General features: G+C 70.4%; 12 protein-coding genes. 10 read left to right on the top strand and 2 right to left on the bottom strand.

The window, feature by feature from the left end; genetic code table 11:
• Positions 1-15: 15 nt before the first annotated feature.
• Positions 16-1,239 (bottom strand): RNA-guided endonuclease InsQ/TnpB family protein, encoded by a 1,224-nt coding sequence (locus AC0VYD_RS21020; protein WP_475477149.1) that lies wholly within the window; start codon positions 1,237-1,239, stop codon positions 16-18.
• Positions 1,240-1,338: 99 nt separating this feature from the next.
• Between AC0VYD_RS21020 and AC0VYD_RS21025 the strand changes: the two genes are divergently transcribed.
• The 3 genes from AC0VYD_RS21025 (at position 1,339) to AC0VYD_RS21035 (ending at position 3,758) form a co-directional block, all read left to right on the top strand.
• Positions 1,339-1,980: a TetR/AcrR family transcriptional regulator gene (locus AC0VYD_RS21025; RefSeq protein ID WP_475477150.1), complete on the top strand. Its 642-nt coding sequence runs from the start codon at positions 1,339-1,341 to the stop codon at positions 1,978-1,980.
• Positions 1,981-2,014: 34 nt separating this feature from the next.
• Complete coding sequence (locus AC0VYD_RS21030) at positions 2,015-2,413, top strand: DUF3592 domain-containing protein (RefSeq protein ID WP_191274400.1); 399 nt, start codon at positions 2,015-2,017, stop codon at positions 2,411-2,413.
• Between the two features lie 202 nt (positions 2,414-2,615).
• On the top strand, positions 2,616-3,758 hold the full coding sequence (locus AC0VYD_RS21035; RefSeq protein WP_475477151.1) for an undecaprenyl-diphosphate phosphatase: 1,143 nt from the start codon (positions 2,616-2,618) through the stop codon (positions 3,756-3,758).
• A gap of 174 nt (positions 3,759-3,932) precedes the next feature.
• Here AC0VYD_RS21035 and AC0VYD_RS21040 read toward each other — a convergent pair whose 3' ends face one another.
• Positions 3,933-5,009 carry an antibiotic resistance protein VanZ gene (locus AC0VYD_RS21040; protein WP_475477152.1) on the bottom strand — a complete coding sequence of 359 codons (1,077 nt, stop codon included), beginning with the start codon at positions 5,007-5,009 and terminating at the stop codon, positions 3,933-3,935.
• 451 nt (positions 5,010-5,460) lie between these two features.
• Between AC0VYD_RS21040 and AC0VYD_RS21045 the strand changes: the two genes are divergently transcribed.
• The 7 genes from AC0VYD_RS21045 to AC0VYD_RS21075 all read left to right on the top strand — a co-directional run bounded on the left by AC0VYD_RS21045 (position 5,461) and on the right by AC0VYD_RS21075 (position 13,263).
• Positions 5,461-8,049 carry a sensor histidine kinase gene (locus AC0VYD_RS21045; RefSeq protein WP_475477153.1) on the top strand — a complete coding sequence of 863 codons (2,589 nt, stop codon included), beginning with the start codon at positions 5,461-5,463 and terminating at the stop codon, positions 8,047-8,049.
• A gap of 2 nt (positions 8,050-8,051) precedes the next feature.
• The gene (locus tag AC0VYD_RS21050) at positions 8,052-8,513 is read left to right on the top strand and encodes a roadblock/LC7 domain-containing protein (protein ID WP_191274394.1); all 462 of its coding nucleotides are present in this window, start codon (positions 8,052-8,054) and stop codon (positions 8,511-8,513) included.
• Positions 8,514-8,521: 8 nt separating this feature from the next.
• Complete coding sequence (locus tag AC0VYD_RS21055; RefSeq protein ID WP_473038306.1) at positions 8,522-8,980, top strand: DUF742 domain-containing protein; 459 nt, start codon at positions 8,522-8,524, stop codon at positions 8,978-8,980.
• The gene (locus tag AC0VYD_RS21060) at positions 8,961-9,545 is read left to right on the top strand and encodes a GTP-binding protein (RefSeq protein ID WP_191274390.1); all 585 of its coding nucleotides are present in this window, start codon (positions 8,961-8,963) and stop codon (positions 9,543-9,545) included. The genes AC0VYD_RS21055 and AC0VYD_RS21060 overlap by 20 nt, the downstream gene beginning before the upstream one ends.
• Before the next feature lie 233 nt (positions 9,546-9,778).
• Positions 9,779-10,765: an oxygenase MpaB family protein gene (locus tag AC0VYD_RS21065; RefSeq protein ID WP_475477154.1), complete on the top strand. Its 987-nt coding sequence runs from the start codon at positions 9,779-9,781 to the stop codon at positions 10,763-10,765.
• 111 nt (positions 10,766-10,876) lie between these two features.
• Entirely contained in the window at positions 10,877-11,881 is a 1,005-nt protein-coding gene (locus AC0VYD_RS21070) for an oxygenase MpaB family protein (protein WP_475477155.1), read from the top strand.
• On the top strand, positions 11,878-13,263 hold the full coding sequence (locus AC0VYD_RS21075) for an MFS transporter (RefSeq protein ID WP_475477156.1): 1,386 nt from the start codon (positions 11,878-11,880) through the stop codon (positions 13,261-13,263). Before AC0VYD_RS21070 ends, AC0VYD_RS21075 begins: the two co-directional genes overlap by 4 nt.
• The last annotated feature ends 29 nt before the right edge of the window (positions 13,264-13,292 follow it).

Raw genomic sequence — 13,292 nt, forward strand, 5'->3', positions numbered from 1 at the left:
GGATTGCGGAACCACCTACCGGTGGCTCAGGGCTCGCGCCCCGTCGCGGGTCGCCCCACGGCCTTCCTGCTTCGACACCGGCCGCCCCGTCCGGGAGGACTCCCGTTGAGGTCTTACACCAGCTCCCCAGGCAGATGCCGCCAGCCCGGCGGCCTTGATGTTGATCGCCGCGTTCACGTCGCGATCGTGGGTGATGCCACAGTCACAGGTCCACTCGCGCACGTTCAGCGGCAGCTTCTCCCGCAACGCCCCGCACCCCGAGCACAGCTTGGAGGAGGGCAAGAACCGGTCCACCACGACCAGCTCCCGGCCGTACCAGGCAGCCTTGTACTCCAGCATCGTTCGGAGTTGTGTCCAGGCCGCGTCCGAGATCGCACGAGCGAGTTTGCGGTTCTTGACCATGGCGCGCACGGTCAGGTCCTCGACAACGACCACTTGGTTCTCACGGACGAGTCGAGTCGAGAGCTTGTGCAGGAAGTCGCGCCTGCGATCGGTGATACGAGCATGCACCCGCGCTACTCTCTTGCGGGCCTTGTCCCGGTTCGCCGAGCCCTTGGCCTTGCGGGACAACTCCCGCTGAGCACGGGCCAGCCTGGTCCGGTCCCGGCGCTCGTGCCGGGGGTTGGTGACCTTCTCCCCGGTGGACAACGCCACCAGGCTGGTGATGCCCGCGTCCACGCCCACCGCCCGGTCCGACGGGGCATGGTGGGCCACGGTGTCCTCACACAGGATCGACACGAACCACCGGCCCGCACTGTCCCTGGACACCGTCACCATCGAGGGTCGAGCTCCCTCGGGCAGCGGACGCGACCACACGATCGCCAAAGGGTCGGACATCTTCGCCAGCGTGATCTGCCCGTCGCGGTAGGTGAACCCCGACCGGGTGTACTCCGCCGACGCCCTGGACTTCTTCTTGGCCTTGAAACGGGGGTACTTGGCGCGCTTGTCGAAGAAGTTCCGAAACGCCGTCTGCAGATGCCGCAGCCCCTGCTGGAGCGGCACCGAGGACACCTCGTTCAGGAACGCCAGGTCGGGGTCCTTCTTCCACTCGGTCAGAGCGGCCGAGGACTCGTTGTAGTTGACCCGGCGCTGCTGGGTGAACCACGCCGTGGTGCGTTCGGCCAGGGCACGGTTGTAGACCAGGCGCACGCACCCGAAGGTCCGCGACAGCTCCGCTGCCTGCGCATCTGTGGGGTAGAAGCGGTACTTGAACGCCCGCTTCACCATCGACCCGGTCATGCTCACATTCTACCGAATGTTCTTGTAACCCAGACCAGGAAGGAGGAGGGCGTTTCCTCCCCATGGCTAAAGCCGGGGGTATCCACGCCCAACAACCTGATGAACGCGAGCACACCCGAACCGGCGAGACCAGTCAGCGGCCGCCGCGAGGCCACACGACGCAAACTGTTCGAGGCGGCCGTCACGCTGATCTCCGAGCAGGGTTACGGAGCCACCACGGTCGACGAGATCGCCGAACGGGCCGGGGTCGCCAAGGGCACCGTCTACTACAACTTCGGCGGTAAGAACGAGCTGTACGCGGCCCTGATGGAATGGGGCGTGACCCGGCTGGCCGACACCCTGAGGGAGGCCGTGCCCGCCGCCGGCCAGGACGTCGGACCCCGCGAGGCCCTGGCCGAGGTGCTGCGGTCCGGCGTCGTCTTCATCAGCGCCCACGAGGCGCTGGCCCGGCTGCTGATGGCCGAGGCCTGGCGTACCAACCAGTCCTGGTACGCGACGGTCCGCCAGATCCGCACCGAAGCGATCGGGGTGATCACCGGCCAACTGGACGCCATGGTCGAACGCGGGCTGACCCGGCCGGACCTCGATACCTCCCTGGCCGGGTCAGCCCTGTTCGGCATGGTGGTGACAGTGGCCCTGGACTGGCGTACCCTCCAGCCGGAACGACCCGTCGAGGAGATCCACACCACCCTGGCGCACATGGCCGACGGACTCATCGGGTCCCCCGCCTCCCCGCAGTGACCCCCGTACGAAGAACCCGGAGAGGAGGCCCGCCATGGTCGACCTGTACCCGCTGCTCCCCCTGACCGCCGGCGTGGTCCTGCTGTGGATCGTCACCCGTGACACCCGCATGGAAGTACGCCTGGTCCGCAACGGTGTGCGCGCCAAGGGCAGGGTGATCGGCTACCACGAGACCTCGATGGCCTCCCGGATGATCGTGCAGTTCCAGACCGAGGACGGCGAGGAGGTGCACGCCGAACACGAGAACACCGGCTGGATGGCCTCCCGGGCCGGTGAGATCGTCACCGTCTCCTACGACCCCGAACTGCCCGAACGGGCCCGCATCGTCTCCGGTCCCTGGCTGAGCCACTGGGTGCGCGCGATGTTCGGCGGCCTCGGCCTGGTGCTCCTCCTCACCGGCCTGCTCCTGGGGTATCTGCACTGGTCCGAGTAGTTTCCGCCGTGTTCGTTCCGGACCTGCGCCGCAGGGCCGCGCGGATGCCGGCCGCGGCGCCTCGGGCCGTGCCCGGGGTGCGCTCCACCGCGGATCACCGCCCCCTGATATCGGGATACGATGCCTGAGCGCACGGACCGCGACGCCCCGAAGCGGTCTCGGCGCGTGTATCCGCAGTCAGAACGAACTGAGGGCCCTTTCCGTGTCCCTGCTCGAAGCGGTCGTCCTTGGCCTGGTCCAGGGTCTGACCGAATTCCTCCCGATCTCCTCCAGCGGGCACCTGCGCGTGGTGTCCGCCTTCTTCGGCTGGCCCGACCCCGGCGCTGCCTTCACGGCCGTCAGCCAGATCGGCACCGAACTCGCCGTGGTGATCTACTTCCGGCAGCGCATCTGGGCGATCCTGTCCACATGGACCAGGTCCCTGGTCAACCGCGAGCTGCGCGGCGACATCAACGCCCGCATGGGCTGGTACGTCATCCTGGGCTCGATCCCCATCGTGGTGCTCGGCCTGCTCCTCGAGGACCAGATCGAGAGCGTCTTCCGTGACCTGCGCCTGGTCGCCCTGAACCTCATCGTCTTCGGTGTCTTCCTGGGCCTCGCGGACCGGTACGCGCGCAAGCACCGCGACCTGGAGGAGCTCAACGTCCCCCGGGGCCTGGGCTTCGGTCTGTTCCAGGCGCTCGCGCTGATCCCCGGTGTCTCCCGCTCGGGCGGCACCATCACGGGCGGTATGCTGCTGGGCTTCAACCGCAAGGACGCCGCCGAGTACGCCTTCCTGCTCGCCCTGCCCGCGGTCTTCGGCTCGGGCGTGTACAAGCTCACCGACATCGGCGGCGACGAGTACGCCGGCTGGGGCGCCACCATCGTGGGCACGGTCATCGCGGGCGTGATCGGCTTCGTGGTGATCGCCTGGCTGATGCGGTTCATCTCCACGCACAGCTTCATGCCCTTCGTCTACTACCGCGTGGGGCTGGGCATCCTCATCCTGGCGCTGGTGAGCTGGGGCGCGCTCGACCCCCAGGGCGGCGCGGAGTCCCAGCAGAGCCGCAGCGACATCGTCGTCACGGAGGAGACTCCCGGGCAGGAGACGGAGGACGACTCCGAGCCCGCCGCCGGTTCCTCCCCGGAGCCCGTAGAGGAACCGGAGCCGACGCCGGAGCCGGCGCCGAGCGTCGACCCGGTGACCGGATGGGAGATCGACCCCGAGGTGGGTCTTCCGCGCAACCCCGAGACCGGCCTGTACCACGATCCGGAACTGGGGATGGACGTGGACTACGACGTCTCGACCGGGATGGCCACCAACCCGGTCACCGGCGAGCAGTACGACCCCGCTCCCCTGGACTGACGACCGGGACCGGTGGCCCGGGCGCCTTCTCCGCCCGGGGCGTCTGCCCGGGGGAAGACGCCCCGGGCAGGAAACGGGGAGGACACCCCTCGGACCGGGCCTGCCGTACGGGACCGGGCAGCACGGGCTGCGCCCGGGATCCCGGGTGCCGGGGCCCGCAGAGGCCCCGGCGTCTCAGAGGCGGGCCGGGACCTCCGGCGGGGGGACGTAGCGCACGAGTCGGCGGGGCAGCCCGCCGTCGAGACTGGAACGGGTACGGACCCGCAGGCGGCAGAGCAGGTCGGCCAGGCCCGCACCGTCCGGGCGGACCACCGCGGTGCTGGCGTGCGCTCCGACGACGGCCAGTGCGAGCCAGGGGGACCCGAACGCGATCAGGACGGCCACCGGCACGGGCAGCAGCAGTGCGCGGGCGGTGACGCGGCGGCGGGCGGCCGGACGGGGCACGGACCACTCGGTCAGGGCCAGGTGCACGGCGGCCCGGCCCAGGGTGCAGCGGTCACGGCGCAGCAGGGGCAGGAGGAGCCCGAAGAGGGCCGCCAGTCCCAGGAGGGTTCCGGTCAGGACCTCTTCCTCCGTGCCGGGGCGGGCCACACCGTAGGCGTGCAGCAGGGCGACCAGCGTGGCCGCGCCGAACCACCACAGCCCGAGGTCGATCAGGGCGCCGAGCATGCGGCGGGTGAGGTCGGGGGCGACCCGGTCGGGGACCGCGACGGGCCAGGAGCGGTGCGGGCCGAACGGCCACAGCGGAGGCACCCACCGCGCGAGGGTCCAGCCCAGGAGGGTTCCGGCGACACCGACCCCGGCGGCCTCGAAGGCGACGGTGTCGTAGGCGCACGGGTAGAGGCCGAGGATCCCGGTGGCACGGACCACGGCGGCCGCGAGCGCCAGGGCGGCGCCCAGTGCCAGGGTGGTGAACAGGCCGCGACGGAACCGGGACCGGGACAGCAGTCCGACCGGCAGGAAGAGCCCAAGCGCCAGGGCGGCCTCACGGAGCGACAGGGGCGGCACGGGTTCGGGTTCGACGGGGCAGAGCCCGTCCGCTGACGCGGGCAGGGGCCAGACGGCGTACACGGCCAGGCCGACCCCGGTGAGCAGGGCGGCGAGGGTGAGCTGCGCCGGCCAGCCGACCAGACGCCCGTAACGCCGGTGCTGTCCGCTCAGGTAGAGCGCGGATCCGACGACCACCAACAGCGGTACGGCGGCTACCGCCACCTCGATGGCGGCCTGTCCGCCGCCGAACAGTTGCCCCATCGCCTCTACGTTCCCCCTGCTCGTTCCCGGGGCGCCAGGCTAGTACGGGCCGCTCCGGCGCGGGGCGGGAACGGGGATATCCGAGGGTCCCCTCGGAGCGAACCAGAGATACGCATGTGACGTTTGTCCCATAAGGTACACACAAGCGTGGACACCCCTCGCACAGGCGTCATACCTGCTCTTGTGTGACCATTTCACAACTTCATGGCAGACTGCCTGAGTCCCCCGGATAATCCGCCGTTTCCCAGGCGAGATACGATCCCCAACGCCGAACCCCCCGTTTGTGGCTACTCTGCGGTAAGTCCGGCGTCGACCACCCCCACAAGGTACGGGCGCGGCCCGCAGGGTGGGCAGGGCTGCGCACGCGCGCGCCGGCCCCCCGAAGCAGGCCAGGCGACCCCGGCCCCCGACGCCACCCGAGAAGACTTTGACGCGGATCGACAGGAGAACCGTGCAGGCAGTACCGAAGAAACGCGGGCGGACGATCGCCGCCCGTATCCGCGCCATGGTCATGATCCCCACCGCCGCGCTGGTCGCGCTGTGGCTGGCCCTCACCCTCGCCCTCGGCGGCGACGCGGTCTACCAACTGATCCGGTCCAAGGCCACCGACGAGCTCGTCACCCCCGCGGCCGTGGGCCTCGTGGACGCGATGTCGGAGCGGTCCGCGACGATCGCCTACATCGAGAACCCCGACAACGCCGACCTGGCCCAGGAGCTGGAGGAGGCCCGGCAGAACACCGACGGCTCCCTCGGGGCCGTCGTCGAGGACCTCATCGGGTTCGCCGACCTCTCCCCTGGCGACAGCGGCATGCATATCGAGATGCTGCACGGCATGTACCAGGAGATCGGTGATATCCGCGAGGCCGTGGACTCCGGCAGCGCCACCCGGGCCGACGTCCTGGACTACTACAACGAACTCGTCCTGCACGGTGCCGACAGCTTCGACAGCCAGGGCCGCGCGGGCAACCAGGACGGCTCCACCAGCCCCGGTTTCACCGCCGTCTACATGTTCCGCACCGTGGACGTGGTCGCGCGGGCAGACGCCCAGATCGCCCGCGGCTTCGCCACCGGTGAGCTCACCCTGGAGGACCAGCGCGAGTTCACCGAGCTGATGGGCTCCTTCCAGACGCTCCTGGACGCCAACGCCCCCTACCTCTCGGACGAGGGCCACCGGGAGCGGTACGAGACGCTGCTGGAGAGCCCCGAGTACGCCGCCTTCACCTCCCTCTCGAACGAGATCATCGAACGTCAGGTCGAGGCGCAGACGGTCACCAACCCGGAGACCTTCACCCTGGAGACCGTCGACGACCTCTCCATGCCGGTCGACAAGGCCGAGTGGCACGAGGCCTACGACCCCGTACTGGCCGAGCTCACCGCCCTCGGGGCGGACGAGGCCATGTACTCCGCCCAGGTGAACCGGGAGAGCGCCAACGGGGCCGTGCTGCTCGCCGTCGGCGGCAGCCTCGGCGTCGCCGCCGTCATCGTGGTCGCGTTCTACCTGGCCCGCCGGTCCTCGCGGAACCTGACCGAGCGCCTGCTCACCCTGCGCGAGGAGTCCCAGGACCTCGCGGAGAAAAGGCTGCCCGACATCATGGGGCGGTTGCACCGGGGCGAGCGCGTGGACACCTCCAGCTCCCTGCCCGAGCTCAGGATCGATGACGACGAGATCGGCGACGTCGCCCGGGCCTTCAACACCGCCCAGCACGCCGCCATCGACGAGGCCGTCCAGCAGACCGAGCTGCGCCAGGGCGTCAACCGGGTCTTCCTCAACATCGCGCACCGCAGCCAGACCCTGGTGCACCGCCAGCTCCGGCTGCTGGACCGGATGGAACGCGAGCAGGAGGACCCGGAGCAGCTCGCCCAGCTGTTCAAGCTGGACCACCTCGCGACCCGCTCCCGCCGCAACGCGGAGAACCTGCTGATTCTCGGCGGTGAGGCGCCGGGCCGCACCTGGCACCGCCCGATGCCGCTGATCGACGTACTGCGCGGCGCGATCTCGGAGTCCGGTGACTACACCCGTGTCAAGCGGGAGCGCATCGCCCGGGTGAACCTCAACGGTCCGGCCGTCGCCGACGTCATCCACCTGGTCGCGGAACTGGTCGACAACGCCGCCATGTTCTCGCCGCCGCACACCCAGGTGCGTCTGAGCAGCGAGGACGTTCCCAACGGGGTGACGATCGAGATCGAGGACCGCGGCCTGGGCATGACCGACGGCGAGTTCGACTCGGCCAACGCGCTGCTGGCCGACCCGCCCGAGTTCGACGTGATGCGCCTCAACGAGAAGATGCGCCTCGGCCTCTTCGTGGTCTCGCGCCTGTCCCACCGCCACGGCATCCGGGTGCACCTGCGCCCCTCGCCGTACGGCGGCGTGCAGGCCATCGTCCTGCTCCCGCAGGAGATCATCTCGGGCGACCGCACCCCGCTGCCCTCCTCGGAGGAGAGCGGGGAGGACATCTGGGAGGTGCGCGAGATCGTCGACCGCCCCGGCCCCGCGCTGGAGTCGGGCCGGGCCGGGCGCTCCGGCAAGCCCGTCCTGACCTCGGTGTCGACCTCTCCCGCAGGTTCCGGACAGGAACGGCGATCCGCCAAAACGGACGGCGATCCCGAGGCGAACGCGGAACCGCAGGCGCCGATCGCTCCGGCCGACAACCCCGGGGACGACCTCCTCGGCACCCCGGACAACGACGACACCCGTCCCCCCCTGCCCACCCGCAACTCCCGGATCAGCGCGGTGCCCGACGCCCCCGGGACGTCCCCCGTCAAGGAGACCAAGCAGCCCGAGACCGTCGAGGCCGGCGGCGGGCGCCCCGCACTGCCCAAGCGGCGCCCGCAGGAGAACCTGGCCCCCCAGTTGGCGACCTCCCCCGCCGGTGACGGGGCCGCCGGCCCCGCGGCCGGCGGCGCCTCCTCCGATGCGGCCCCCGACAACACGGAACGGCTGGCGCGCCTGCGCCGGAACATGTCCGCGTTCCAGAAGGGGACGGACCGCGGGCGGCGCGACGGCAAGCAGAACACCAACGACACCGACAAGGACGCGTAACCGTGACGAGTACCGAAAGCGCCGAGCGCGGCAGCGGAAGCGCCGCGGGCAAGAAGGACATCAACTGGCTGCTCGACGAGCTGCTCGACCGCGCCGTGGGCTCCCGCCACGCGATCGTCCTCTCCGCTGACGGCCTGCTCATCGGCCGCTCGCGTGACCTGGTCAAGGAGGACGCCGAGCACCTGTCCGCGGTGGCCTCCGCGTTCCAGAGCCTGGCCCGGGGCACCGGCCGCCACTTCGGCGGCGGCGAGGTCCTCCAGACCGTGGTCGAGATGGAGAGCGCCTACCTCTTCGTCACGGGCGCGGGACGCGGCGCCTGCCTGGCCGTCCTCGCCGAGGAGAGCTCCGACGTCGGTCTCATCGCCTACGAGATGAACGTCCTGGTCGAGCAGGTGGGCCGTTACCTCGACGCCGCGCCCCGTAGCGAGGGTGCGGCCGGGGACTCCGGGGAAGCCACGCGATAGGGGTCGGTATGCAAGCGCACAACGAGTTCGATCCGGGCGACATACCGCACGGTCTGCCACAGCGTGACGCAGTCGGCGGTTACGGCGAGCCGGACGGCGGTCCCGACGACGCCGCCGGGGCGGAGGAGGCGGGACCGCTCGTCCGCCCGTACGTGATCGCGCAGGGCCGCGACCACGCCGACTCCGTCCAGCTGGACATGATCAGCGTGGTGATCGCCGCCAAGCGCGCCGAGGTCGACGAGATGGCACTGGAACCGGAACAGCTCCGGATTCTGGAGCTGTGCCGCCGTCCCCAGTCGGTGGCCGAGGTGTCCGCCCACCTGGACATCCCGGTCGCCGTCGTCAAGGTCCTGCTCAGTGACCTGCTCAACCGCGGCCTGGCCCTGGCCCGCGCCCCCTACACAGCTAAGAGCCCGGTGAGCCGGGACGTACTCCAGGCGGTTCTCGATGGCATCCAGAGACTCTGACCCGGGCACCGAGGCCCCCGTTCCCTCGGCACTGAAGATCCTGGTGGCCGGTGGCTTCGGCGCCGGAAAGACCACGTTGGTCGGCGCGGTCAGCGAGATCGCCCCGCTCAGCACGGAGGAGGTGATGACCGAGGCCAGTTACGGGGTCGACGACCTGTCCGGGGTGGAGGCCAAGACGACCACCACCGTGGCGCTGGACTTCGGTCGCATCACCATCAGCCCCAGTCTGGTGCTGTACCTGTTCGGCACGCCCGGCCAGGAGCGCTTCTGGTTCATGTGGGAGGAGCTGTCCGAGGGGGCCCTGGGCGCGATCGTCATCGCCGACACCCGCCGCCTGGAGACCTGCTTCGCCGCGGTCGACTTCTTCGAGCGGCGCGGGGTGCCGTTCGTGGTCGCGGTGAACTGCTTCGAGGGCGCCCACGAGTACGAGGCGGACGAGGTACGCGAGGCGCTGAGCCTGAGCCCCGAGATCCCGGTGGCCCTGTGCGACGCCCGTCGGCGCGAATCCGCCAAACAGGTCCTGCTGACCCTGGTGAACCGGGTCGCGGAGCGCGTCACCGCCTAGTGCGCGTCCGGCGGCGGGTGGCGGGGGATCCGGATCCCCCGCCACCCGCCGCCGTTTTTCCGGGAACGTTCCGGGCACGGTTCGGATGCAGGGACGGCGCATCCCGCCGGGGGCCTCTGTACACGCGAAGCGTCCAGGTAAAGTGCGGGGCGTCGCAACGTCTGTGTCGGGTGTTCCGGTGCCCGACGACCATGGTCCCGTCCCGGGCGGGCCCGGACGAAGGTGGAGTTCCCGTGAAGCGTTTCGAGTGGCGCGACAAGATCCACGGCCTGGACGCCGAGGCGGACTGTGAACAGATCGTCCGCATCCTGGGCACGTACGAGTTCCCCTGGGACATCGAGCAGGCCCTGGGGCTGGCGCTGTACCGCACCTACGCCGTGCCCTCCATCGGCGAGCTGCTCGGCCGGACCCGTGAGTTCACCGAGCGGACCCAGCACCGCTACGACGACACCGCACTCATCCTCAACGACATCCTGGAGCACGGGTTCGGGCCGGGCCGCGGCCGGGACGCGCTGCGCCGGATGAACCAGATGCACCGCTCCTACGACATCGGCAACGACGACTACCGGTACGTGCTGAGCACCTTCGTCGTCATGCCGGTGCGCTGGCTCAACGACTACGGCTACGGCTGGCGGAAGCTGTCCGACCACGAGATCAGCGCGATCACGAACTACTACCGCAAGCTCGGCAGGCACATGGGGATCAAGAACATCCCCGAGACCTACGCGGAGTTCCGCGAGCTGATGGACTCCTACGAGGCGGAGCACTTCGCCTACACCGAGGGCGGCCGCGCGGTCTCCGACGCCACCCTGGAGCTGATGGTCGGCTTCTATCCGGCCTGGCAGCGGCCCCTCGTCCGGCCCTTCACCAGGGGCCTGCTGGACGAGCCCCTGATCAGGGCCTTCCGCTACCCCGAGCCCTCGGCTTTCTGGCGCAGGTCCGGCGACCTGGCGCTCAGGCTGCGCGCGAAGGTCGTGCGGCGGATGAAACCGCGCCGGGAGCCGCGCTGGGCCCGGATGAGCCCCAACATCCGCAGCTACCCCGACGGCTACGAGCCCGACCGCATCGGCACCTTCCCCCAGGGCTGCCCGGTCCCCCACGACATGCGCACCCGGGAGGTCCCGGCGACCGGCGCCAGGGTGCCCGCCGCAGGTCAGGCCGTCGCCTCCCGAGCACCCGAAGCGGAGTCCCCCGCCTCCCCGGAAACCCCCGCGACCTGACCGGGGTCCCGCCCCTCCCCCGAGCCCTGCGCTCCCAGAATCCAGCACACGGCCCAGCCGCGTGTTGCCACCCCCCTTCCACCATCCCCACTTCCCCCGAAGGAACCGCGAATGAAGCGCTTCGACTGGCGAGACGAGATCCACCGCCTGGACGCCGAGAAGGACTGCGTGCGCATCATGCAGATCCTCAACTCCCACGAGTTCCCGTGGGACATGGGCCGGGCGCTGGGTATCGCGCTGTACCGCACCTACGCCGTGCCCAGCATCGGCGAACTGCTGGGCAGAACCGACCAGTTCACCGGCCAGACCCAGAAGCGCTACGACGACACAGCGCTCATCCTGGGCAACATGATCCGGCACGGGTTCGAACCGGGTAAGGGCCGGGACGCGCTGCGCCGGATGAACCAGATGCACCGCTCCTACGACATCAGCAACGACGACTACCGGTACGTGCTGAGCACCTTCGTGATCATGCCGGTGCGCTGGCTCAACGACTACGGCTACGGCTGGCGGAAGCTGTCCGACCACGAGATCAGCGCGATCACGAACTACTACCGCAAGCTCGGCAAGTACATGGGGATCAAGGACGTCCCGGAGACCTACGAGGGGTTCCGCGAGCTCCTGGACGGCTACGAGCGGGAGCACTTCGCCTACACCGAGGGCGGCCGGAGGGTCTCCGACTCCACCCTCGACCTGATGGTGACGTTCTACCCGCCGCGGGTGTCCGGTCTGGCCCGCAAGTTCTCGATGGCGATCCTGGACGAGTCGCTGATCGAAACCTTCCGCTACGACCCGCCCAGCAAGGCCTGGCGCAGGTCCGCGGACATCGCGCTCAAGCTGCGCGCGAAGGTCGTGCGGCGGATGAAGCCGCGCGAGGAGCCGTTGTGGGCGGACATGAACCCGAACATCCGCAGCTACCCCGACGGCTACGACGTGAACGGGATCGGCACCTTCCCGGCGACCTGCCCGGTACAGCACAACGTGGACCCGGTGGCGCACGAGGAGCTGTACGGCGAGGAGGGCGACCGGCCCGCCGGGAACGGCGAGAACGCCGAGACCTCTTCCGAGGGGGCCGGGAAGCCCACCGCCGACACGGCGTCGGACGGGCGCGCGTGACCACGACCGACAGGGCCCCGTCCACCGCGGGCGGGGCCCCCGTTGCGGGCACCGGACCGGCGTCCGGCCCCCTGTCCCGGTCGGTGCACGCCTGGTACGGCAGCGGCGCGGTGGCCATGGGGGTCTTCAACACGGTCCCCGGGCTGCTGCTGCTGATCTATCTGACCGACACCCTCGCGGTGAGCCCGGCCCTCGCCGGGGCGGTGATCTTCCTGCCCAAACTGGTCGACCTTCTGGCCAGTCCGTACATCGGGATCTGGTCCGACCGGACACGGTCCCCCTGGGGCCCGCGACGGCCGTGGATGCTGGCGGGCGCGGTGACCCTGCCGCTGTTGTTCGCGGCCATGTTCGCGGGGCCGCCGTTGGAGGGGGCTCAGGCCGCCGCCTACGTGGCGGTCCTGTTCGTGCTGGCCGCGCTGGCCTCGTCCGCCTTCGTGGTGCCCTACACCGCGATGCCCGGCGAGATCACCGCGGACTACCACGAGCGCTCCACCCTGAACACGTGGCGGACCGCCTTCGCGGGCCTGGCACTGCTCCTGGGCGGGGCCCTGGCACCCGTCGTCCAGACGGCCCCCCAGGACCCCGTGGTGGGCTACCGCCTCATGGGTCTGATGATGGCCGCGGTACTCGTGCTGTCCATGCTCGGCTCGGTCGCCGGTACCCGCCGGGCGCCGCGCCCGGTCTTCCGGCCCCGGAGCGAGGGGCTGCCCGCCCAGCTCAGGGTGGCCTTCGGGCACCGCGACTTCCGGGTCCTGTTCCCGGCCAACCTGCTCATGGCGGTGGCCAGCGGCACGATGGTGGCCGGTGTGCCGTACGTGACCGCGAACGTCATGGGCGAGCCCGCCTACACGAGCATCCTGATGGTGTGCGTGCTGGTCCCGCTCATGGCGGCGGCTCCGCTGTGGAAGCGGTTGTCGGTGCGGGTGGACAAGCGCCGCGCCGCCGGCTGCTCGGCGCTGGTGTTCGTCCTCGGCGGGGTCGGCCTGTTCCTGATCCCGGTGCTGGGCGTGCCGGGCGCGGTGGCCTCCTCGGCGCTGGTGGGCGTCGGCCTGTCCGGGACCATGATGCTGCCCGCGTCCATGCTGGCCGACTGCCTCGCCACCGACGACGGCTCCGGTCGGCGCCAGGGCGGGGTGCTGTCGGGCGTGTGGACCTCGGGTGAGGCCATGGCCCAGGCGGTGGGCACCGGCCTGCTGTCCCTCTCCCTGGCCCTGAGCGGTTACGTGGAGTCCGGCTCGGGAGAGGTCGTCCAGCAGAGCGAGACGGCTCTGCGGGGCATGCTGGTCGGCAGCAGCCTGGTACCCGCCGCCGTGATGCTGTGCTGCCTGGTGCCGCTGGTGTTCTACCGGATGCGGGCCCCCGGTACGGGCGCGCAGGGGTGACCGGGCGGGCCGGGGCCGGGAGAACCGGC

The organism is Nocardiopsis sp. iso_40 (genome assembly GCF_056173285.1).

Bases quoted from the DNA above. Each gene is read 5' to 3' on its own strand.
- AC0VYD_RS21020 (WP_475477149.1), bottom strand. From the start codon at position 1,239: ATGACCGGGTCGATGGTGAAGCGGGCGTTCAAGTACCGCTTCTACCCC.
- AC0VYD_RS21025 (WP_475477150.1), top strand. From the start codon at position 1,339: ATGAACGCGAGCACACCCGAACCGGCGAGACCAGTCAGCGGCCGCCGC.
- AC0VYD_RS21030 (WP_191274400.1), top strand. From the start codon at position 2,015: ATGGTCGACCTGTACCCGCTGCTCCCCCTGACCGCCGGCGTGGTCCTG.
- AC0VYD_RS21040 (WP_475477152.1), bottom strand. From the start codon at position 5,009: ATGGGGCAACTGTTCGGCGGCGGACAGGCCGCCATCGAGGTGGCGGTA.
- AC0VYD_RS21055 (WP_473038306.1), top strand. From the start codon at position 8,522: ATGCAAGCGCACAACGAGTTCGATCCGGGCGACATACCGCACGGTCTG.
- AC0VYD_RS21060 (WP_191274390.1), top strand. From the start codon at position 8,961: ATGGCATCCAGAGACTCTGACCCGGGCACCGAGGCCCCCGTTCCCTCG.
- AC0VYD_RS21070 (WP_475477155.1), top strand. From the start codon at position 10,877: ATGAAGCGCTTCGACTGGCGAGACGAGATCCACCGCCTGGACGCCGAG.